Genomic DNA, 20541 nt, shown 5'->3' with positions numbered 1-20541 from the left:
ATTCATGCCCCCGCATGCCTCCTACAAATACTGCTACAGCGGATCCCTCAGGGATCGACGATCTTGTTGAACGAAAGATGGCCGATCGCCGTGCGCCAGACCCCGGCGGCGTTGGAAAACTCACCCGCGAACCACACTTGCGAATTTGCGCTCGTCAAATCCGGCGCGGTCGCCGTGTAGTCGCCCCAGCGAAATGGCGGCGTCTCACCAATGGGAGAATTGTAGCTTGCGACGGGCGCGATCAGGTACGTGCCGCTGTCGTGCATCATATTCGGATCAAGCGTCGCGCGCCGCGAGGTGACAAGAACGGAGGGATAACTGCTGGCGTCGGAGTAGTGAACGACCATCGCGACGTTGTTTTCGAGGTCGGGCTGGAGCGTGGCGTAGTACCAGTTGCCGGCGACCGTGCACATGAAGCAGTCTTCGTTCACGATCCGGGCGCTGGTGATGTCCGGGCAACGCTCGGTATTGCAACCGTTCGACCCGATATCGCTGAGGGCTGGCTTCACCTCGAACCACAGCACGTGCGACCCCAAGGCGCGCTGAGACGCCGTGTTGAGCGAGCCGAACAGGCTTCCCGCATGATAGGTAACGCCGCCTGAGATGCGGACGTCGCCGGTGTCGATGCAGCCGCCACTGGTACACGCGGGCTGAATGGCGGAAGGTTGCGTAGCGGGCGGTGGCAACGAGTAGTCGTTTGCGGTGGGCACGAAGACGCCGCTCAACTCGGACGACCCGCCGATCTCCAGCGGATTCGAGAGCGCCCACACCACCAGGCCGTTGCAAGTCGATGACGAGCATTGGCTGCCGCCGAAGTTGATATTGCGCGAGTTAATCAGAAACTCCGCACGCGGATGGTCGGAGGGCGAAAACTCGTTGGCCGGCTGGATAGTATCCACCAGTTGCCCGCCTTCCTTCATGCCCGTCCAGAACACGTAGGTGAAATTCACCCCCGCGTACATTTTCGCCTTAGGCAGGATTATTATTTCGGCGCCGAGAAAGTTTTCGACCGAGTCGAACCGGTTGAAGGTAAGATAAACCGCGCTGCGATCCTGGCCGAGCTCGGGAAAATCGCTGATGTCGCCGACCTGCGTGTCCCCCGGCCCAGGTAGTATATAAAGCTTCCACGTCCCCAACGGATTGCTGCTCTGGCTGACGGCGACGAAGATTCGCGGCTTGATCAAATCGCCGGCCATGGTCGCTATCGCGATGAAGCGGTTATTGGCCCAGTCGTAGATCGCGCGCGGATCGAAGATGAGCGCGCTCGGCGAACGGCCGAAGAAGGCGTTGAGGCTCTTGGGAAAGCCGGGTTGCAGGTGGCCCGCCTTGTCGTACACGGCGATGCAGGCGTTTACCATTTCAAGAACGTATGACTGGTTGACCGCGAGCCCCTGGTCGGGCGGGACTAAGTCGGTGCCCGCGCATCCGAATTTGAGCGCGCCAAATGCGGCGACCGTCGGCGTCTCCACGCCGGTTGCATTCGGGCTCGCTGGCACCGCGCTCTTTTGCCGACCGTTGCGGAGAGCCTGCGATTGCGCGCCGGCCGCCGCCTTGCGCGCGGCGTATTCCGCCCAGGTTGTCCCGGTTCCGAACGGCGGCGCTGCCAGATGCGTCGCCGCTACCTGCGGCGTGATTTGCGGGAGTGAGGCGAGATTGACTTGGGTTGAGGCCATCGCATCATTCGCGCCGCGCTTGCCGCTGTCGACTTTGACCGCTTGCGCGTTTGCCGCGGACGGCGCCGCGATCATCATCACGACCAATAAACTTCCAATCGCACGCATCCCAGCCATCCAGGTCAATCCTCCCTCCGTCAGAGCTATTGGACGGCTAGTTTATCGATATAGCGTTTGGAAAGCTAAACTACCAGCCATTTCACTGCTTGGTACGGAAAAAATGTAAAAAAGAGCGAGGCTGCTTGTCGGCAGCCTCGCCGGTCTTTGCCTTGTCTAGACCTTCAAGGCCTAAGGATATGCGATCTTGTTGAAGGAGTTGTGCCCGACCACCGTCCTCCAAACGCCTGCCGCGTTCGAGTATTCGCCGGCAAACCAGACCTGTGACGCGGCGCTGCTCAGGTCGGGCGCGGTCGCGCTGTAGTCACCCCACCGCCTCGGCGAGCTGCCGAGTGTATAGCTGGCAACGGGGTTGACCAGATAGATCCCCGCGTCATGCATCAAATTGACGCCGTAGGTCGCGCGCCGCCCGGTGTACGCCAGCGACGGCGCGTGTGTCGTGTCTGAATAATTGAAGACCATCGCCACGTTATTCTCCAGATCGGGCTGGAGTGTGGCATAGTACCAATCACCGCTAGCGCCGCACAGGTAGCAGTCCTCGTTGACCACTTCGGCGTCAGTGATGTCCGGGCACAGATTGGTGCTGCCGCAAGTTGAGCCGTTGTCGTTGAGCACCGGCTTGACCTCGAACCACAGCACGTGGGAGCCCGAGGCGCTACCCGAGGCTGTGTTGAGCGAGCCGAAGAGGCTACCGGCATGATAGGTGACGCCGCCCGAGATGCGCACGTCGTTGGTCTGGATACAGTTGCTGCAGGCCGGCTGCGAAGCGTTGGGCGGCAGGCGATAGTCGTTCGCGGTGGCGACGGTAACTCCGCTGGCCTCTGGCCCCGAGGCGGACGTCGCCAGCGGGTTGGAGATCGCCCATACGACAAGCCCGTTGCAGGCGGTCGAACATTGGCCGCCGCCAAACTTGATGTTGTAGGAGTTGAGCAGGAACTCGGCGCGTGGATGGTCGGAGGGCGAGAATTCGTTGGCCGGCTCAACGGTGTCGACTTGCGTTCCGCCCACGTTGAAGTTGAAAAACCAGAAATAGCCGGTGCTCAGCCCAGCGTACAATTTCGACTTCGGGATGATCATCAAGCGCGCGTCGACGAAACTCAATCCGGCGGTGAAGCGATTGAAACTGATATAAACGGCGCTCCGATCCTGGCCGAGCTGCGGAAAGTCGGTTAGCTCGCCGGTGAGCGTTTCGGCGGGACCGTTGAACTTGTAGATATTCCAACCGCCGAGCGGATTGTTGGTCTGGCTCACCGCAAGGAGAATCTGCGGCTTGATCGAGCTGCCCGAGCGAGTGGCGATTGCGATGAAGCGGTTGTTGGCCCAGTCATAGATCGCGCGCGGGTCATAGGTAAACGCGCTCGCGCCAAGTCCGAAAAAGGCGTTTAGGCTCTTGGGAAACCCGGCCTGCATCGCGCCCACCTTGTCATAGACCGCCACGCACGCGTTGACCATCTCGAAGACATACGTCTGATTGACCGCAAGCCCCTGGTCGGGCGGCACAAAGCTCGTCCCCGCGCATCCGTGCTTGAGTGCCGAAAAGCCGGTGGCGGGCGGAACCTTCGCTCCTCCCGCGCCGACGGCCCTGGGCGGGGCCGTCTCGCCTGCGGTGCCGGCGGCCATCTGCGACTGGTAATCCGCCGCCATCTTGCGCTGCGCGAATTCCGCCGCGCTGACGCCGGTTCCGAGCGGTGGCGCCGCCGGACGCAGCGCGACCTCCGCCGCGCTTATCTGCGGCAAGGCGGCGAGCGTCACTTCAAACGGAGAGGCCGCCGGGCCGTCCCCGCCGCGGTTGACGCTCGGGGTTTCGCGCGGGTGCCCACTCATCCCCGGCGGCGATTGCTGCGCATGCGCAGCGCCGACAACGGCTGCCAGGGCGAACACTGCGCCCGCGATGAGAGTCAGAATGCTTTTCTTCATAGACACGGCCCCGCCCTGCTCAAGGGCAAGGCGCATGCCGCGAGCAGCCGTTCGCGCCTCGGCCTGGGCGTGACGCATACTTTGAGAAACCATAGCCGCGCGCCCCACGCGACGGCTCCCGCAGGCCAACGGCGCGGCCGCACGCGGGTCAGAAGGAAAAGCTCCGCCGGCCTTTCAGCGCGACTGTCTCAGTGTCTCGACTTTGCTTTGGCGATGTCCGATACGGGACGGATCGGCGGCTCTACACTGCGCTGCCCAGCGCGGCGCCGGCGAAGACCGCCGCCAGCCCGCTGATCAGGCTGCCCACGATATTGAACGCGGCGAGCGCAACCTGGCCGTCCTGGAGCAGGCGCAGCGATTCATAGGTGTAGGTCGAAAACGTGGTGTAAGCGCCGACGAAGCCGACCGCGAACAGCAACCGCGCGCCTGGCGCCACCCACGGACGCTCCTGCGCAAAGGCGAGGAAGAAGCCGAGAATGAAGCTGCCGGAGACGTTGATGACGAAGGTGCCCCACGGAAAGGGCGCACCCCACCGTGTGGCCACCCATCCGCCGAGCAGGTAACGCGCGTTGGCCCCGAGAAAGCCGCCCAGCCCGACCCACAGCAGGGCGCTCACGTCAGCCGGCTCCGGTGCGCTCCAGAGATTCGTCGGAAGCGCCGTCCGTACCCAACAGCGCCCGCATCAGCTCCGTGCGCCCGATGATTCCCACCAGCCGCCCGTCGGCGTCGACCACCGGGATGCGCTTAACGCCGCGCTCGGCAGAGAGCGCCAGCGCGCTGGCCACCGACATCTCCTCGCGCAGGGTGACGACCTCGCGCGTCATCACGTCGGCGACCCCGCGTGGACGACCTCGACGTCGTGCGCGGTGATCAGCGAGGCGGGCGCCATCTCGACGAGCTTCGGGATGATGCGTTCGATGCGCTCGGGGCGGTCGACCACGGTGACCACCATTGGCAGATCCATCGACAGGCGCAGCACGGCCGATGTGTGGACCACGCTCGACATCCCGAAGCCGGCGGCGCCGCGGATGACAGTGGCGCCGCTGAGCCCCTCGCGCCGCAGCAGCTCGACGATCGCCGTGTAGAGCGCTTGATGGCGGTGCAGGTCGCTCTCTCCGAGGTAGATGGTGAGCTGTCTGCCCCTGCCGGTGAACATCGCGTTATCGCGTGCGCCCCGGCGGACGTTGGTGCCCGCCGTCAGCGCGCGCTCCGAATGATTACGGGCAAAACGAAGGGCGCCGCAAGCGGCGCCCTTCTTGACTATCCAGCGAATCCGTGCGTCCGCGGATGCCGCGCGCCCCCCATCCGGACGGCGCGCCTCAGGCCGCCTTCTTCTTGCGCCCGTTGCCCACGCCTTCCTTGCGCACGGTGAAGCGATGGTCGAGCTGGCCCATCTTTTCAACCACGCCGCCATACTCCAGTTCCGTGTACGGCAGCATCGCGGGACCCGAGAAGCCCTGGTTGCGGATTTCAGCCGCTTTCTGCGAGACGTTGTTGCGCACCCAGTCCCAGAACGGATGGTCGAAAGCGTCCACCGCCTCCGTGAACTTGCCCTCGTGCACGCAAAAGGCCGCGCAGCTCACCACCGCCGGGCCGTCGAAGAACGAGATCGTCGAGTTCAGCTTGACCGGCATCAGCGGTCCATGATGGCTGCCGCGCATCGTGCCCGCCACATAGTGTCCGATACGGTATGGCGAAAGCACCTCGCCCGTGGCCGGGAAGTTGCCCTGCGTGCGGACCAGCGCGACCGGGTCGTCCTTGCCGGTGTAGGTGCCGGCGATATTGTGCAGGCGCGAGGTCGAGACCACGGCGGCGACGTCGTTATTGGCGCGCGAGCGGATCGATTCGACCACGAAGCGCTCGTTATCGCGCAGCAGGCAGGCGATGTCGTACATCTCCTCGGGCGCGTTGAGCTCGATGATGCGATCGCCCTCGGTGTGGTTGACGTCCATGATGGTGTAAGTGAAGCCCTTGGCCATCTTGGGCGACAGCAGCAGCCCCGCGCAGTGCATCGGATCGGCAAACGCCAGGTACAGCGGCAGGTTGTAGGCGCCGGGATCGGTCTTGTCGGCGGCGAAGAACAGGAACGGCTCGTTGGGGCGCTCCTCGAACTCCATCTCGCACGAGGCCGGCCCCAGGCCGCGCACGTTGCCTGAAAAGGCGTCCTTGAGCAGATCCTGGCCGGCGCCGTAGAGCCCTTGCGCGCGCGCGACCTTGGTGCCCGCCATGAATGCGTCCCACGCCAGCTCGTGAATCTTGGAATCGTTCACTCCGCGCTGATGAGCCATCAGCAGGGCCACGTCGTCGCCGGTCGAGCTGACGTACAGGTCGGTGAGCAGCTTCTTGCCGTGCTCGCGCACGTGTTGTTCGATGGTCTCCTTGAGCCGGGCCGAGGGCTTGATATGCCCGCCGATCGACCCGACGTCCGCTTTGATTACCGAAAGTGTAGTCTTCATGCTCTGCGATCCTCCCGCCTGATCAGCGCGCGGCGATGCCAGGTACGCCTCCCAGGTGGGCACGCGTCCCACACGTCCCGCATCCGCCGCCGCATCCTCCGCCCGCCGAGCGCGGCGGCGGAGTGCCAAAGTGATAGCCCTCTGCCTCGAGTTGCGCGGCCGTCACCCATCTAAGTTGCGCGTCCACCGGTGAATCGCAATGCACGCAGTAACGCCGCTCGCGCTCTGCTTCGTCGAGGGCGACGTAAACGAGCACGTCTCGCGCGCACGTGCCGCAGAGCGCGGTCGGAAACCGGGACGAGCTGAGCGACGGATCCCGCATCACAAAAAAGCAAACGCCGTGTGTATAACAGCGGCTTTTATAGTAGTCTATGCGTCCGACGCCATCAAACAAGATGCCCGCCGACAGGCCCCGCGCCCAACTCCTTGCCCAACAACTCGAGGGACGCCGGCTCGGCCGCTTCACCCTCAAGCTGACCAGCGTGCGGCCGGTCAAGGTGCGCACCGGATGGTTCTACTTCACGCTCGCCGTGGCCGCGCGCGAAGGCGCCGTCTCGCGCGGCCCGCTGATGACGGGCATCGTCAGCGCCGGCGGCCGCGGCGTCGCACCGTGGTTCGAATGTCGGCTTTATCCCGAGGTTGAGCTTGCCTCGGACAAAAGGCTCGACGCGCGCGCCGAGGGGCTCGAGGCGGGGGCCGTCGAGGCCGTGGGCGAGCTCGTCCCGCCCGGCGGCCACATGATGGTCGACTACGAAAACGCCGGGCAGGAGGAGACCTTCGCCGCGCTCGTCCTTCGGGTGCCGCCGGCGGCGAGTTATCTCGGGGCGCTGATGTTTCGCGCGGGGTTCCGCGGGCACTTCAAGGACTGGTACTTCTCCGAGGGCGGGCACGAAGGGCCGCGCAAGCTGCAAGCCAACAAGTCCCCAAACGCGGCCGAGGCGCGCCGCGCGCTCGCGGCCCATCGCGAGGAGCTCGCCGCCTTCGTCGGGCGCGCGCTGCCCGAGCGTCGCGACCAGGCCGAGGTGATCCGCAAGGCGCAGGCGCGCGCCCGCGCGCTGCTCGAGGAGATGGGCCGCTAGCCGCGCGGCGTGGGCCGAAGACGCGCTCGATGGACTGGACGGATCAGTGGCTATGGATTTCGGCGGTGCTGGGGATCGCCGGCGGCGTCGTGATGTTCGTGCCATTCGCGCGGGTGCTCAGGTGGCGCGCGCGTATCCTTGAACGGATGGAGACGGCGCCCAATCGCACCGCGCTGTCGATCTGGATGGAGGCGGGGACCTTCGGATGGGTGGTCGCGGGAGCGATCGTGTTTCTGTTCCTGCCCACGCTGTTGCTCCCCCACGGGATCGTGTATCTGGCGGCGTTCATGCTTGCGATGGCTTACAAGCGGCCGCGCTTTAATCGCCGCATGGAGGCGATGGGGATCGCGCCGCACGCGACACGCCGCAGGCCGGGCGCCTAGCCAACGTACGGTTCGCCGAGCGCGCTGGGCGCCTGAGCCTGGCCGCTGAAGCCGGCCAGCACCACCAGCGTCAGCGCATACGGCAGCGCGAGAAACACCTGGTAGGGAACCGCGGTGCCGAGCGCCTGAAGCCCAAACTGCAAAGCCATCGCGGCCCCGAACAGCACCGAAGCCGCCGCGCATCCCCATGCGTTCCATCGCCCAAGGATAACCACCGCCAGCGCGACGAATCCGCGCCCGGCGGTGATTCCCTCGACGAAGGTGCCGGTATAGGCAAGGGTGAGAAACGCGCCGCCGAGCCCGGTCAGCACTCCTGAGGCGATGAGCGCCTGCCAGCGCAGGCGATAGACGCCCAGCCCGAGAGCATCGGCCGCCTCCGGCCGCTCGCCCGCCGCGCGCAGCCGAAGCCCGTAGCGGGTGCGCGCGATCACGAACGCAACCGCGGGCACCAGGGCGAAGGCGAAATAGACCAGCAGGTCGTGATCGAAGAGCGCACGGCCAACCAGCGGCAGCCGCGCGAGCGGACCAAGCGCGACCGGGCCCAGCGTCCTGACCGTGAAGGCGCGCCCGGTGACACCGAAAATCCTGCGGTAGAAGACGCCGGTGATTCCGAACGCCAGAATGTCGAGCGCGGTGCCGGCGACGACCTGGTTGACCGCCAGATTGACCACCAGCAACGCAAGCAGCGCGTTGAGCGCGACCGCCGCCGCGATGCCGGCGAGCAGGCCGAGCGCAAGGCTGTGCGTGAAGTAGGCCGCCGCCAACGCGAAGAACGCGCCGACGAGCATCGCGCCCTCGATCCCGATATTGATGACGCCGCTCTCCTCGACCAGCAGCTCGCCCAGCGCCGCGAACAGCAGCGGCGCCGCCATCGCGATCGTCGAAGCGATCGACGCCTCAAGCATCGCCGCCTCCGTCCGCCGCCGCGCCGGCGAGCGCGCCGGCCGCATCCCCGTTCAGCTCGGCGGGCGGCGCGGCGCCGCCGCTCCATAACGCCTGACCAATGGCCGGCCACGCGGCGGCGTCGAAGGCGAGCAGGGTCAGGATCACCATCCCCTGAATCACCTGCACCAGCTCGGGCGACACGCCCTGGCTGCGCTGCATCGCCTGCGAGCCGTTGTCGAGCGCGCCGAAGAGCAACGCGGCGGCGAGCACGCCGAGCGGATTGAGCCGCGCGACCAGCGCCACCGCTACCGCCTCGTAGCCCCATCCGGGCGAGAAGGCTTCGTACAGGCGATGGGTGATCGCGCTGACCTGGACCGCGCCGCCCAGCCCCGCCAGCGCGCCGCTCAGCGCCATCGTCCATACCCCGAGCCGCGCGACCGGAATCGCGAAAAACGCCGCCGCCCGCCGGTTGCGGCCCATCGCGCGCAGATGAAAGCCGCTCCCGCTATGGAAAAGCCAGAGCCCTGCAACGATGGCGAGCGCGATCGCCAGGATCATTCCGGCATTGAGGCGGCTCGGCGGCGCAAACATCCAAAGCTCCGCCGCGCGCGCGATCGGTGCGCTCTCCGGATAGGCCCGCGCGGACTCCATCAGCGGACCGTGCACGGCGAGGCTCAGCGCCTGCGCGGCCACGAAATTGAGCATGATCGTGCTGATGACCTCGTTGACCCCGCGCCGCTCCCGCAGCCATCCGCATACCCCGCCCCACAGCGCGCCCGCGCCCGCCCCGCATCCGAGCACGGCGGCGACCGCGGGCGCGCGCGGCCATCCGTCGAGCGCGATGCCGAGCGCGCCGGCGGCGAGCGCGCCGACCAGCAGCTGGCCGTCGGCGCCGATGTTCCACAGCGCCCCCTGAAAAGCGATCGCGACCGCAAGCCCAGTGAAGACCAGCGGCGTCGCCTTGACCAGCGTATCGGTCGCGGCGATCCAGTTGCCGAAGGCGCCCTCCCATAGCGCGGCGAGGACGCCGAGCGGCGAGGCGCCGAGCGCCAGCAGGACGAGCGCGATCAGCGCGGCGGCGGTCGCGAGCGCCCCAAGCGGCTTGCCGAGCCGGGCGAGCATCAAGCGGCGACGTTAGCCGAAGGGCCGCGCGCGACGCCAGTTCGGGTGGCTGGTGAAGTTGATGAGCGAGCGACCCAGACCCCTCCCTGAAGGGAAGGGGATTAAACAAATTTGGGTTTGGGATCGGTGTAGGAGCCGTTGCGTGAGCGGCCCTGACTACATCTCAAAATGGGCGGCGGCCCTGAGGTAGCGCTCGTCGTCGCGATGGGCCAGGTCGGGATTGCATCCGCGGCCAAGGGCAAACCAATAGGTGAAAAGCTGCAGCGAGAGCAGCAGCGCGAACGGGCTGAGCGTCTCCTCCTCGCCCTCGACCTCGAGCGCTTCGTCCACCGCGCCCGCGAGCGCCGCGCCCGCGCGGGTGAAGACGCCCAGGCGCGCCGCGCCGATCTCCCCGAGCGCGCTCGCCGCCTGCATCGCGCGCTCGCCGGCCGCACCGCCAGCGCTTACAAGAATCGCCAGCGTGTCGCGATCAGCCGCGCTTATCGGACCGTGCAGAAATTCCTCGACCTGCAGGTCCTCGGAATAGACGAAGCTGGTCTCCTTGAGCTTGAGCGCGATCTCGCGCGCGGTCGGATAGTTGGGGCCGCCGCCGAGAATCACGATGCGGCGAAAGTTGCGGAAGCGTGCAGCCGCCTTGCGCTCGCGCGAGTCGTCGTCAAGCCGCCGGCGCATCAGGTCGGGAATCGCCGCGAACTCGGCGCGCAGCCCCTTCGCCTCGGCGTCGTCGCCGCCAGCCTGCGCGCGAATTTCGAGCGCGAGCGCGAACAGGAGCGCCATCGCGGCGGTCAGGCTCTTGGTATGCGCCGCCGATTGCTCCTGCTCGGTGGTGAGCATCAGATGGTCGGCCTGGCGCGCGCCTTCGTCGGGCCCCTGCCCGCTTATCGCGGCGGTCAGGATGCCAGCGGTCTTGGCCTCGGCGACCGCGCGCGCCGAGTAAAGCTTCCATCCGCGATGCGACAGCACGAGCATCGCACTGTCGCGCGCCGGGCGCATCCCGTAATTGACCACGTCGAACGAGCTTGCCGCGCCCACCGACGTCATCCGGCCGACCGTGCGCATCCAGTACTCGCCGTAGAGCGCGCCATTGAGCGAGGTGCCGAGTCCGGCGAGCGTCAGCGCGGGCTTCGCGCCCAGCGCACGGGCGAGCGCTACGACTTGGTCGCGGTTGCGCGCAAGCACGTCAGCGATTGCCCCAGGCTGCGCGCTGATCGCGTCGAACATGAAGTAGGGATGTGCGTCGCGTCGCCGGGAGGGATCGATCACGGATTGTGACTTCGACAACGCCATCGATGGGGGCCTCCCTGATACGGCGGGCGCGATGCGAGTTTGGTGGCGGCGGTAGGACTCGAACCTACGACTCTGCGGATATGAGCCGCATGCTCTGACCAGCTGAGCTACGCCGCCACCGGGGGGTAAAGGTTAGCCGGAGCCGGGCGGCGGCGAAAGAGCCTGCGCGCTATTCCAGCACGATCGCGCCGGTCTTTACTTCGCGGCTGCGGCGATGGACCTGGTAGAGCACGCCCTCGTTGAGCTCGACACAGGTCAGCTTGCCGCCGTACACCAGACCGGTGTCGATCCCGAGCTTGTACGGCAGATCGACCATCACCGCACGCATCGGCGTATGTCCGAAGACCACGGTCGCGCTTATCCGATGAGGCGCGAAGATGAACTCCTGGCGGATCCAGAGCATGTCCTCGGCGCGCTGCTCCTCCAGCTCCCGCGCCGGCACCACGCCGGCGTGGACGAAGAGGTAGGGCGGGCGCAAATAGCTGGTCGCCAGCCGACGCATGAACTCCAGGTGATGCTCTGGGATGAAGCCGCGCGCCTCGGGCAGGTCGTTCTCGCCCACGCCGTAGCTGTCGAGCGTGGCCGCGCCGCCGTTGAACAGGAACGACTCGCCGTAATTGCCCGCCATCCCGAGGAACGAGCACATCATGTCTTCGTGATTGCCCTTGAGAAAGACGAACTCGGCGCCGCCCGCGCGCTCGTGTTCGAGCAGCAGGTCGATAACGTCGCGCGCCGAGGGGCCGCGATCGACGTAGTCACCGACGAACACCACGGTGTCGCCGCGCACGGGCTTGATCGCGTTGAGCATCACACCCAGCTCGTCGGGGCATCCGTGGATGTCGCCGATCGCGAACAGGCGTCCGCAGGGCGGCGCCTGATGTTGCTGCTGACGCTGCCGAGGCCGCGCCGCCATCGCTAATCCCTTCTCGCCTCGGCCGCGGCGGCCTTGCGCTCGCCCCGCGCCGTCTTGCGTTCGCCGCTGGCTTCCGGGCTGACACTGCGCGCGGGCTCCTCGGCGAGCAGTTCGCCGAGCGCCGCACGGTCGGCGATCAGGCGCCGCGCCGCGGTGTACGGATTGATGGTGCCTTCGCGCACCGCGCCCGCTATGGCGGGTACAGCCCCATGGGCGAGCGCGCGCGCCGCCCGCTCCTCCATCTCGGCCGTCAGCACTTCGAGAAATTCGCGCGCGCGCCGCTCGCGCTCGCGCTCGGGGTTGCGATGGGTGCGGACGTACTCGGCATGGCGGTCGATTGCGGCAACCAGTCCATCGATTCCCTGGTCGGTGCTGGCCTGGGTGAGCAGTACCGGCGGACGCCATCCGTTGATGCCCTGGCGGCCCAGATGCACGCTCAGCTCCAGCTCGGCCTTGATCCGGTCAGCACCCTCGCGATCGGCCTTGTTGACCACGAAAAGGTCGGCGATCTCGTTGAGCCCGGCCTTCATCACCTGCACGCTGTCGCCGCCCTCGGGCACCGTGACCACGACCGTGGTGTCGGCGAGGTCCATCACGGCAAGCTCGGTTTGGCCGACGCCGACGGTCTCGATGATGATCATGTCGAAGCCGAACGCGTCGAGCAGCTTGACGATCTCGCGCGCCGCGCGGCTCAGTCCGCCGTGGCTGCCGCGGCTGGAGAGGCTGCGGATATAGACGCCCGGGTCGCGGTAATGGTCGGTCATGCGGACACGATCGCCGAGCACGGCGCCGCCCGAAAACGGGCTGGAAGGATCGATCGCCAGCACACCGACCTCGCGCCTCAGCGCACGATACTTGGCGATAAGCCGGTTGACCAGGGTCGATTTGCCCGCGCCCGGAGCGCCAGTGATGCCGACGATATAGGCACGGCCGGTGCGCGAATAGATCTGTTCCATCACCGCGCTGACCTCGGCCGCGCGGTTCTCGACCAAGGTGATCAGCCGGGCCAGGGCGACCCGGTCGCGCGCCATAAAGCGCTCCAGCAGCGAATTCAGACGCGCGTTATCCACCGGTTTCGCAGGGCTCCCTCCGCTTATGCTATGCGCGCGGGCGGCAATACAGAAGAGTGCCGCACGCGCCCGTGTGGCGCGGGCGCCAGCCGCTCAAAGTCCCGCGCAGGCGGCGCTCTCCTGCAAGCATAACCGCTCGGCCGCAAGGCGCGCAATTGACGGCGCGCGCCGGCGAATTGTATTGGCCGTACCGCGCGCATATTCTCCACTTGCACCGATGAAATTGCCGGACATCTATACCGACTGGCGAATCGTCTTCGGCTTGGCGCTCATCGTGCTGGGCGCGGTCAACTGGGTGATCGGCCTCGATCGCGCTGAGGAGTACGGCCGCATCGTTGCCCACACTCCCAAGAGCGCCGCGACCGAAAGCTATCGCAGCTTCGACGAACTCGACCCGCGCTCCGACAGCGCCGTGCTGGCGCCGTTCGGCACCGAACAGCGGCGGGTTTCCTACGCCACCGCGCGGCGCGACTTCTACCACGTGACCTATCTCACCGGCCAGGCGCTGGTAATCGCGGGAGTGGTGCTCAGCCTGCTCGGCTTTATCGTGCTCATCCAGCGCGACAGCCGCCGCGCAGGCCAGCGCATGCGCCTAAGGAGCGGCGGCGCGGGGCCGCCGGCGACGCGCTGATGGTCAAGCTGCTCGCCGAGGCGGCGCCGGCCAAGATCAACCTCTTCCTGCGCGTGGTCGGCCGGCGCGCCGACGGCTACCACGAGCTGGACTCGGTGTTCGTCCCGATTTCGCTGGCCGACCGGGTGCGGGTCGAGATGCGCCGCGCGCCGGGCCGTGCGATCGCGCTGCGCTGCGACCGCGCGGGCATCCCCGACGGCGAGCGCAACCTCGCATGGCGCGCCGCCGACGCCTTCATGCGCGAGTTCGGAGTCAATGCGGAGATCCTCATCGACCTGCACAAGGAAATCCCGGCCGGCGCCGGCCTGGGCGGGGGTTCGTCCGACGCCGGCGCGGTGTTGCGGATTATGGCCGCAATGCAACGGGTCGGCGACCTGGCGCGGCTGGCCCGGGTCGCGCTCGGATTGGGGGCCGACGTGCCGTTTTTTCTCGCCCCGCGCGCGGCGCACGTCGGCGGGATCGGCGAACGCATCAGGCCGCTTGAGCGATGCGCGCGGCTATGGATGGCGATCGCGGTGCCGGCGGTCGAGATTCCAACCGCCGAGGTCTATCGCGCGCTTGAGCCCGAGCACTGGAGTGGGCCGGCGCCGGCGGAGCATCTGCGCGCGATCACCGAGGGTCGCATAACGCCCGCGGTCGTCCAGAACGACCTCGCGGCTGCGGCGATGGCGCTCTATCCGCAGATCGCCCGCCTCAGGAAAGCGCTGGAGACGGCCGGCGCCTCAGCCGCCGCGATGTCGGGCAGCGGTGGCGCGGTGTTTGGGCTGTTCGCGGGCGAAGAGCAGGCATCGCGGGCAGTTGAGAAGTTGCGCCCGGAGGTGCCGGAGGCGCGGCTGTTCGTGGCGCATTCGTTGTAGGAGGCCGCCCGTCAATGGCCCTACCCTAGCGCCAGCCGTCCCGGGCGTTAGCGCACGCGCAATGCTCGGAGGGTCCTCGGCCCGCGAGCAACTGGGGCACAGGCTTAATGAAAAACCGCGCGCTTCGGTGAATAAGCGAATTTTGGCTGTGGAAGTTCGGCCCGAAGGCGGATTGACACTCAAAAACGCCATCCATTAACATCACGCACGGCCGCGGCGCGGTGCGCCGCGGCGAACAGTTTGGGCCGATCCGTTGGCAATTTCGCGCCACAGCTTCATCCTCTGACCGGTCGGCGGCAGGCGGCCCGAGCGGCGCGTCGGACCTGCTATCCTGATCGATGGGGCGCGGGCCGTGCTGGGCGGTCGCCAAGCTGGTAAGGCACCAGGCTTTGGACCTGGCATTCGAAGGTTCGAATCCTTCCCGCCCAGCCATCTGCACCGGCCCGGCGGCGCGGGAGGCGAGCGGCAAGGATTTTGATTTTGGCTTGGCCGAGGGGGGCCGAGATGCCTGAACGGGCGAAAGACGAACTGGAAATCTTTACCGGCAACTCCAACCCGGCGCTCGCGCGCGAGGTCTGCGAGTACCTTGGCGTGCATCTGGGCGAGGCCGAAGTCGGGCACTTTCCCGACGGCGAGGTGATGGTCGAGGTGCGCGAGAACGTGCGCGGCGGCGATTGCTTCGTGATCCAGTCGATCTGCACCCCGCCCAACGAGAACCTGATGGAGCTGCTGCTCCTGATGGACGCGCTGCGGCGCGCTTCGGCCAAGCGCATCACCGCTGTCATCCCTTACTTCGGCTACGCGCGCCAGGACCGCAAGGTCGCGCCGCGGGTGCCGATCAGCGCCAAGCTGGTTGCCGACCTCATCACCACCGCCGGCGCCTCGCGCGTGCTCACGGTCGATCTGCACGCCGGCCAAATCCAGGGCTTCTTCAACATCCCGGTGGACAACCTCTACGCGATGCCGGTGCTGATCCAGTACCTGCGCAAACGTATGGAGGGCAGGCGGGTCTCGGTAGTCTCGCCCGACGCCGGTGGGGTCGAGCGCGCGCGCGCCTTTGCGCGCCGGCTCAATGCCAACCTGGCGATTATCGACAAGCGCCGGCCGCGGGCGAGCGAGGTCGCCGAAATGCAGCTGGTCGGCGAGGTGCGCGACTCCTCGGCGCTGCTGGTGGACGACATGATCGACACCGCCGGCACGATCACCGAAGCGGCCAAAGTGGTGATGAACGCGGGCGCCAGCGAGGTCATCGCCTGCGCCACCCATCCGATCCTCTCCGACCCCGCCTGCGAGCGACTCAACCGCTCGCAGCTCAAGGAAGTGGTCACGACCAACAGCATCCCGCTGCGCGCCAAGGCGCAGGCCGAGCTGGGCTCGCTCAAGGTGCTGTCGGTGGCAAGCCTTATAGCGGAAGCGATTCGCCGCATACATAATGAGGAGTCGGTGAGCTCGCTCTTCAACTGAGCCGAGCGCGTGGGCGCCGCAGGCATGTAGGCGTCGTGGCAATCGCGCCGCGCATTGCGACCATCGCGCAAACATCCCGGCAAGGGCATAAGAAACAATGGAAACCGTCGAGCTGTCCTGCGAATTGAGAGAAACCCGGCCCAAGGGCCGCCGCCATGAATTGCGCCGCCAAGGCCGGATCCCCGCCGTGCTCTATGGGCCTAAGCTGGCGCCCATGGCGCTCGCGATAAGCGGCGCCGAGCTTCGCGCGCGGGTCTCGGCCAGCGGCCGCCAGCGCCTGATCCGGCTCAAGTCGAGTTCGCCCGAGCTCAACGAGCGCCACGTTATCGTCAAGGAGATCCAGCGCGCGCCGGTCAGCGGCGCCTTCCTGCATGCCGACCTCTATGAAGTCGATCTCACGCACAGGCTGCGCGTCTCGGTGCCGCTGCGGTTCACGGGCAAAGCGCGTGGCGTGGCCGAGGGCGGTATTCTTCAGCCGCTGGCGCGCGAGATCGAAGTCGAATGCCTGCCGCTGGAAATTCCCGAGGTGGTCGAGGTTGATGTATCGGCGCTCGGAATCCACGACGTCATCCACGTCTCGGCGCTCAACTTCGCCGGCAATATCAAGCCAATCTTCGATACTGACTATCCGGTGGTGACGGTGCTGCCGCCGACGGTCGAGGCCGCGCCGGCGGCCGCGGCGGCAGAGGCCGCCGCGCCTGCCGAGGGTGCCGCTGCACCGGCCGAAGGCGCTGTCGCACCGGCCGCGGTCGCCGAAGGCAGCGCCAAAGAAGGTGCCGCGCCGGCGGGCGGCGCGGCGAAGAAGGCCTAGTCCGCGGCCGGGGCAGAGGGGGCGCGGCGCCCGCCGCGCCCCCCTCTGCCCGGGCTTAAGGCGAGCCCTTGGGGAGGGCGCCGCCGCGTCGCGGGTGTCACCCGAGGGCGGTTGCGCACGGGAGGAGGTCAGTTGCTGCGATGAGTTTCGCCCATCTCCACGTCCACACCCAGTACAGCCTGCTTGACGGCGCCAATAAGATCGGCCCCCTGCTCGATCACGCGCATGCCTCGGGGATGAGCGCGATGGCGATCACCGACCATGGCAACATGTTCGGCGCCGTCGAGTTCTTCCAGAAGGCCTCCCAGCACGGGATCAAGCCGATCATCGGATGCGAAGCGTACGTCGCGCCGGGCAAGCGCAGCGACCGCTCGCAGGTTCCCAAGAGCGACGACTTCGACGGCGGCGGCAATTTCCATCTCATCCTGCTCGCCGCGTCGCCCACCGGGTACCGCAACCTCTGCCGGCTTTTGAGCGCGGCCTACCAGGAGGGGCTGTATTACAAGCCGCGCGTCGACAAGGAGATCCTCGCCGAACTCAACGAGGGCATCATCGCGCTGTCCGGATGCCTGTCGGGAGAGGTCGCGCGATGGCTGCGCGCGGGTCGCTCGGACAAAGCGCGCGAGGCGGCCGAGAGCTACGCCCGCATCTTCAAGGACCGCTTCTATCTCGAGCTCCAGGACAATCGCCTGCACGCGCCGCTCAACGAGGCCCTGCGCGAACTCGGGCGCACCGCCGGCCTGCCGCTGGTCGCCACCAACGACTGCCACTATCTCCATCGCGACGACGCTCGCGCCCACGAGGTCCTGCTCTGCATCCAGACCGGCAAGACGATGGCCGACGACTCGCGCTGGCGCTTCGACACCGACGAGCTGTATGTCAAGACGCCGGCGGAAATGGCCAAGGCGTTCGGCGCGGAGTCCGAGGAGTACCGCAACACGATGGAGATCGCGCGGCGGGTGGACTTCGGCTTCGACTTCGGCAAGTTCCACTTCCCGGTTTACCAGGACGCCCACGCCGAAAATCTCGACGAGGTGCTCGAGCAGCGCGTGCGCGAGGGGCTGGCCGAGCGGCTCAAGGAGCTGCACGCGCGCCGCGGCGAGTTCGACGAGGCGCCGTATCACGAGCGGATCGCGCGCGAGCTGCCGGTGATCCGCGAGATGGGCTTCTCGGGCTACATGCTGATCGTCGCCGACTTCATCGACTACGCGCGCCGGCGCGGGATCCCGGTCGGCCCCGGGCGCGGCTCGGTCGTGGGCAGCCTGGTCTCATACTCGCTGCGCATCACCGAGGTCGATCCGATCGAGCACAAGCTGCTGTTCGAGCGCTGGCTCAACCCGGGGCGCAAGTCGATGCCCGACATCGACGTCGATTTCTGCTTCGAGCGGCGCGACGAGGTGCTCGAATACGTGCGCCGGAAGTACGGGGCCGAGCGCGTCGCGCAGATCATCACCTTCGGCACGATCAAGGGAAAGCAGGCGATCCGCGACGTTGGGCGGGTGCTTGGCCTGTCGTTTGCCGAGACCGACCGTATCGTCAAGCTCTACCCCGCGCCCAAGCAGGGGCGCGACTTTCCGCTCGCCCAGGCGCTCGAGATGGAACCGCGGCTGCGCGCCGAACGCGACAGCCATCCCGAGCTTTTCGAGTACGCCTTCAAGCTCGAAGGGCTGCTGCGCCACGCCTCGCGCCACGCCGCCGGCGTAGTGATCTCGGACGTTCCACTGGCCGAGGTGGTGCCGCTGTACGTTGACAAGGAGCGCGGGGATGGGGCGGCGGCGCCGATGGCGATCACGCAGTATTCGATGAAGGGGGTCGAGGAGATCGGGCTCATCAAGTTCGACTTCCTCGCGCTCAAGAACCTCACTCTGATCACCAACACGCTCGAGCTGGCGCGCGCCGGCGGCAAGCAGCCGCCCGACCTCAACCGCCTGCCGCTCGACGATCCCGACACCTACAGGCTGCTCGCCCGCGGGGACACCGTGGGCGTGTTCCAGATGGAGGGCTCGGGGATGCGACGCTTCATCTCCGACCTCAAGCCGACCCGTTTCGACGACATCATCGCCGCCGGCTCATTGTTCCGCCCCGGCCCGCTGGACGCGGTGCAGGACGGCAAGACGATGGTTCAGCATTACGTCGATCGCAAGCATGGCCGCGAGCCGGTCGAGTACGACCATCCGCTCCTGGAGCCGGTGCTGAAGGACACCTACGGCGTCATCGTTTACCAGGAGCAGGTGATGGGCGCGGCGCAGGCGCTGGCCGGCTATACACTTCAGGAAGCCGACCTGCTGCGCGCCGCGATGGGCAAGAAGAACAAGCTGGTGATGGAAAAAGAACGCGCCCGCTTCATCGAAGGCGCGCGCAAGAACGGCCTATCCAAGGCGCTGGCGGAATCGATCTTCGAGAAGATCGAGACCTTCGCCTCCTACGGTTTCAACCGCTCGCATGCCGCAGCCTACGCGCTGACCACCTACACCACCGCCTACCTCAAGGCGCACTATCCGCACGAGTTCATGGCGGCGCTGATGTCGCTCGACATGGACGACGTCGACAAGACCTACAAGAACATCGCGGCACTGCGCGAGATGCGCATCCGACTGCTCCCGCCCGACGTCAACCAGAGCGGCGTCAAGTTCACCGTGGCCGGCGAGGCGATCCGCTTCGGGCTCGGCGCGATCCGCGGGGTCGGCGCCAAGAGCGCCGAGGCGATGATCGCCGTGCGCCAGAGCGGCGGCCCGTTCAAGGATCTGATGGACTTCTGCCTGCGGGTCGGCACCCAGCTCGTCAACCGCCGGGTGCTCGAAGCGTTGATCAAGTGCGGCGCCTTCGATTCGGTTGCCTCCGGACGGGCGGCCCTGATGGCGCAGGTGGACGACACGCTGAAGCTCGTGCAAAAGGCCGAAAGCGACGCCGCCAAGGGCCAGCATGGCCTGTTCGGCGCCGCCGCACGCCCTCAGGTGCTGCCCCCGCCGCGCACGCCGGTTGGCGAGTGGGACCAGAAGGAGATGCTGCGCAACGAGAAGGAGGCGCTCGGCTTCTACATCACCGCCCATCCGCTGGACAAATACGAGCGCGAGCTGCGCCGGCTCGGCGGCGTGAATACGGCTGACCTTCACGCGCTGCCCGACTCAAGCCAGGTGCGCGTCGCCGGCGTGGTGCAGGCGGTCAAGCTCAAGAACAACAAGGCCGGCAAGCGCTACGCGACCTTCGCGCTGGAGGACCGCGAGGGCGTGGTCGAGGTTATCGCGTGGCCCGAGACGTACCAGAAGCACGAGGCCCTGCTGACGGGCGACGAGCCAGTGGTCGCGCGCGGCAAGCTCGACGTGGACGACGAACGCGCGCAAATTATCCTCGACGAGCTGCGTCCGCTGGGCAGCGCGCTGCTGGACGCCGTGCGCGAGGTGCATATCACGGCGCCGCGCGAGCGTTTCGAGAACGGCGCGCTCGAGGAGCTGAAGGCGCTTATCGGCCGCCACGCCGGGCGCGCGATCACCTACCTGCATCTGGCGCTCGACGAGCGCCACGAGGCGATCTTCGTGCTCGGCGACACCTACCGCGTCGCGCCCACCGACGACTTCGTGGCCGCGGTCGAGCAGACGCTCGCGCCGGCCGCGGTGATGCTGCGCTAGAGTCTGTTCTGCCCCGCAGGCGGATTGCGGCAATTCACGCTCGGGTGCTGGGCGCGTGACGGCGGGTTTGCCGATGGAGTATAAATGCGAAGCGGGGCCTGCGTGATGCGGCCCCGATTTCGCACTTGATCGGCAGGGCCGGAATATAGCCTACTGAAAGCAGACAGCGCCTGGTCGGGGGCTTGGACGCGCCGCAGCCGGATTTTCCCCCCTGCGCGAGGCGGCCGCGTCGCCCTCCGGGCGCCTCAGA

General features: G+C 67.1%; 18 protein-coding genes and 2 tRNA genes. 8 read left to right on the top strand and 12 right to left on the bottom strand.

Features of this window, described 5'->3' with window-relative positions:
• Positions 1-47: 47 nt before the first annotated feature.
• The 6 genes from VFB33_08505 to fbp form a co-directional block, all read right to left on the bottom strand.
• Positions 48-1751, bottom strand: a complete 1704-nt coding sequence (locus VFB33_08505; protein HZO81722.1) for a hypothetical protein — start codon at positions 1749-1751, stop codon at positions 48-50.
• 210 nt (positions 1752-1961) lie between these two features.
• Positions 1962-3707 (bottom strand): hypothetical protein, encoded by a 1746-nt coding sequence (locus VFB33_08500; protein HZO81721.1) that lies wholly within the window; start codon positions 3705-3707, stop codon positions 1962-1964.
• 241 nt (positions 3708-3948) lie between these two features.
• On the bottom strand, positions 3949-4323 hold the full coding sequence (gene crcB, locus VFB33_08495; GenBank protein HZO81720.1) for a fluoride efflux transporter CrcB: 375 nt from the start codon (positions 4321-4323) through the stop codon (positions 3949-3951).
• 1 nt (position 4324) lies between these two features.
• The gene (locus VFB33_08490; protein ID HZO81719.1) at positions 4325-4531 is read right to left on the bottom strand and encodes a CBS domain-containing protein; all 207 of its coding nucleotides are present in this window, start codon (positions 4529-4531) and stop codon (positions 4325-4327) included.
• Positions 4531-4863, bottom strand: coding sequence for a DUF190 domain-containing protein (locus VFB33_08485; GenBank protein HZO81718.1), 333 nt, complete (start codon positions 4861-4863; stop codon positions 4531-4533). Before VFB33_08485 ends, VFB33_08490 begins: the two co-directional genes overlap by 1 nt.
• Before the next feature lie 163 nt (positions 4864-5026).
• On the bottom strand, positions 5027-6163 hold the full coding sequence (gene fbp / locus VFB33_08480; protein HZO81717.1) for a fructose-1,6-bisphosphate aldolase/phosphatase: 1137 nt from the start codon (positions 6161-6163) through the stop codon (positions 5027-5029).
• A gap of 395 nt (positions 6164-6558) precedes the next feature.
• On the opposite strand from fbp, the gene VFB33_08475 reads away from it, so the two are divergent.
• Both VFB33_08475 and VFB33_08470 read left to right on the top strand, forming a co-directional pair.
• On the top strand, positions 6559-7242 hold the full coding sequence (locus VFB33_08475) for a DUF1122 family protein (protein ID HZO81716.1): 684 nt from the start codon (positions 6559-6561) through the stop codon (positions 7240-7242).
• A gap of 29 nt (positions 7243-7271) precedes the next feature.
• Positions 7272-7625 (top strand): hypothetical protein, encoded by a 354-nt coding sequence (locus VFB33_08470; protein ID HZO81715.1) that lies wholly within the window; start codon positions 7272-7274, stop codon positions 7623-7625.
• Here the strand turns inward: VFB33_08470 and VFB33_08465 are convergent.
• The 6 genes from VFB33_08465 to meaB all read right to left on the bottom strand — a co-directional run bounded on the left by VFB33_08465 (position 7622) and on the right by meaB (position 12902).
• Positions 7622-8530 (bottom strand): ABC transporter permease, encoded by a 909-nt coding sequence (locus VFB33_08465; GenBank protein HZO81714.1) that lies wholly within the window; start codon positions 8528-8530, stop codon positions 7622-7624. The genes VFB33_08470 and VFB33_08465 overlap by 4 nt on opposite strands.
• Positions 8523-9632, bottom strand: a complete 1110-nt coding sequence (locus VFB33_08460) for an ABC transporter permease (GenBank protein HZO81713.1) — start codon at positions 9630-9632, stop codon at positions 8523-8525. The genes VFB33_08465 and VFB33_08460 overlap by 8 nt, the downstream gene beginning before the upstream one ends.
• 156 nt (positions 9633-9788) lie before the next feature.
• A complete protein-coding gene (locus tag VFB33_08455) occupies positions 9789-10919 on the bottom strand; it encodes an SIS domain-containing protein (GenBank protein ID HZO81712.1) in 1131 nt (376 codons plus the stop codon).
• Between the two features lie 40 nt (positions 10920-10959).
• Positions 10960-11036, bottom strand: a tRNA-Met gene (locus VFB33_08450).
• Positions 11037-11088: 52 nt separating this feature from the next.
• Entirely contained in the window at positions 11089-11832 is a 744-nt protein-coding gene (locus tag VFB33_08445) for a metallophosphoesterase family protein (GenBank protein HZO81711.1), read from the bottom strand.
• A 2-nt stretch (positions 11833-11834) separates the two neighbouring features.
• Positions 11835-12902 (bottom strand): methylmalonyl Co-A mutase-associated GTPase MeaB, encoded by a 1068-nt coding sequence (meaB, locus tag VFB33_08440; protein ID HZO81710.1) that lies wholly within the window; start codon positions 12900-12902, stop codon positions 11835-11837.
• Positions 12903-13119: 217 nt separating this feature from the next.
• Between meaB and VFB33_08435 the strand changes: the two genes are divergently transcribed.
• The 6 genes from VFB33_08435 (at position 13120) to dnaE (ending at position 20291) form a co-directional block, all read left to right on the top strand.
• Entirely contained in the window at positions 13120-13533 is a 414-nt protein-coding gene (locus tag VFB33_08435; GenBank protein ID HZO81709.1) for a hypothetical protein, read from the top strand.
• The gene (locus tag VFB33_08430; protein ID HZO81708.1) at positions 13533-14390 is read left to right on the top strand and encodes a 4-(cytidine 5'-diphospho)-2-C-methyl-D-erythritol kinase; all 858 of its coding nucleotides are present in this window, start codon (positions 13533-13535) and stop codon (positions 14388-14390) included. Before VFB33_08435 ends, VFB33_08430 begins: the two co-directional genes overlap by 1 nt.
• Before the next feature lie 356 nt (positions 14391-14746).
• Positions 14747-14822, top strand: a tRNA-Gln gene (locus VFB33_08425).
• A gap of 72 nt (positions 14823-14894) precedes the next feature.
• Positions 14895-15854: a ribose-phosphate pyrophosphokinase gene (locus VFB33_08420; GenBank protein ID HZO81707.1), complete on the top strand. Its 960-nt coding sequence runs from the start codon at positions 14895-14897 to the stop codon at positions 15852-15854.
• 97 nt (positions 15855-15951) lie between these two features.
• Complete coding sequence (locus VFB33_08415) at positions 15952-16665, top strand: 50S ribosomal protein L25 (protein HZO81706.1); 714 nt, start codon at positions 15952-15954, stop codon at positions 16663-16665.
• Between the two features lie 140 nt (positions 16666-16805).
• Positions 16806-20291 (top strand): DNA polymerase III subunit alpha, encoded by a 3486-nt coding sequence (dnaE, locus tag VFB33_08410; GenBank protein HZO81705.1) that lies wholly within the window; start codon positions 16806-16808, stop codon positions 20289-20291.
• Positions 20292-20541 lie beyond the last annotated feature (250 nt).

The sequence above is a fragment of the Candidatus Binataceae bacterium genome (assembly GCA_035650475.1).
In the GTDB taxonomy this organism is placed as follows: domain Bacteria; phylum Desulfobacterota; class Binatia; order Binatales; family Binataceae; genus JAKAVN01.
The sequence above is the reverse complement of the archived record's forward strand: the minus strand, read 5'-3'. Positions and strand labels throughout refer to the sequence as shown.

What these genes read in the sequence shown, in the direction of transcription:
- VFB33_08415 (HZO81706.1), top strand. Translation starts at nt 15,952, where the DNA reads ATGGAAACCGTCGAGCTGTCCTGCGAATTGAGAGAAACCCGGCCCAAG.
- VFB33_08505 (HZO81722.1), bottom strand. Translation starts at nt 1,751, where the DNA reads ATGATGATCGCGGCGCCGTCCGCGGCAAACGCGCAAGCGGTCAAAGTC.
- VFB33_08500 (HZO81721.1), bottom strand. Translation starts at nt 3,707, where the DNA reads ATGAAGAAAAGCATTCTGACTCTCATCGCGGGCGCAGTGTTCGCCCTG.
- VFB33_08470 (HZO81715.1), top strand. Translation starts at nt 7,272, where the DNA reads ATGGACTGGACGGATCAGTGGCTATGGATTTCGGCGGTGCTGGGGATC.
- VFB33_08445 (HZO81711.1), bottom strand. Translation starts at nt 11,832, where the DNA reads ATGGCGGCGCGGCCTCGGCAGCGTCAGCAGCAACATCAGGCGCCGCCC.
- VFB33_08455 (HZO81712.1), bottom strand. Translation starts at nt 10,919, where the DNA reads ATGGCGTTGTCGAAGTCACAATCCGTGATCGATCCCTCCCGGCGACGC.
- VFB33_08430 (HZO81708.1), top strand. Translation starts at nt 13,533, where the DNA reads ATGGTCAAGCTGCTCGCCGAGGCGGCGCCGGCCAAGATCAACCTCTTC.
- VFB33_08460 (HZO81713.1), bottom strand. Translation starts at nt 9,632, where the DNA reads ATGCTCGCCCGGCTCGGCAAGCCGCTTGGGGCGCTCGCGACCGCCGCC.
- VFB33_08475 (HZO81716.1), top strand. Translation starts at nt 6,559, where the DNA reads ATGCCCGCCGACAGGCCCCGCGCCCAACTCCTTGCCCAACAACTCGAG.
- VFB33_08490 (HZO81719.1), bottom strand. Translation starts at nt 4,531, where the DNA reads ATGACGCGCGAGGTCGTCACCCTGCGCGAGGAGATGTCGGTGGCCAGC.
- VFB33_08435 (HZO81709.1), top strand. Translation starts at nt 13,120, where the DNA reads ATGAAATTGCCGGACATCTATACCGACTGGCGAATCGTCTTCGGCTTG.
- VFB33_08485 (HZO81718.1), bottom strand. Translation starts at nt 4,863, where the DNA reads ATGTTCACCGGCAGGGGCAGACAGCTCACCATCTACCTCGGAGAGAGC.
- dnaE (HZO81705.1), top strand. Translation starts at nt 16,806, where the DNA reads ATGAGTTTCGCCCATCTCCACGTCCACACCCAGTACAGCCTGCTTGAC.
- fbp (HZO81717.1), bottom strand. Translation starts at nt 6,163, where the DNA reads ATGAAGACTACACTTTCGGTAATCAAAGCGGACGTCGGGTCGATCGGC.
- VFB33_08465 (HZO81714.1), bottom strand. Translation starts at nt 8,530, where the DNA reads ATGCTTGAGGCGTCGATCGCTTCGACGATCGCGATGGCGGCGCCGCTG.
- VFB33_08420 (HZO81707.1), top strand. Translation starts at nt 14,895, where the DNA reads ATGCCTGAACGGGCGAAAGACGAACTGGAAATCTTTACCGGCAACTCC.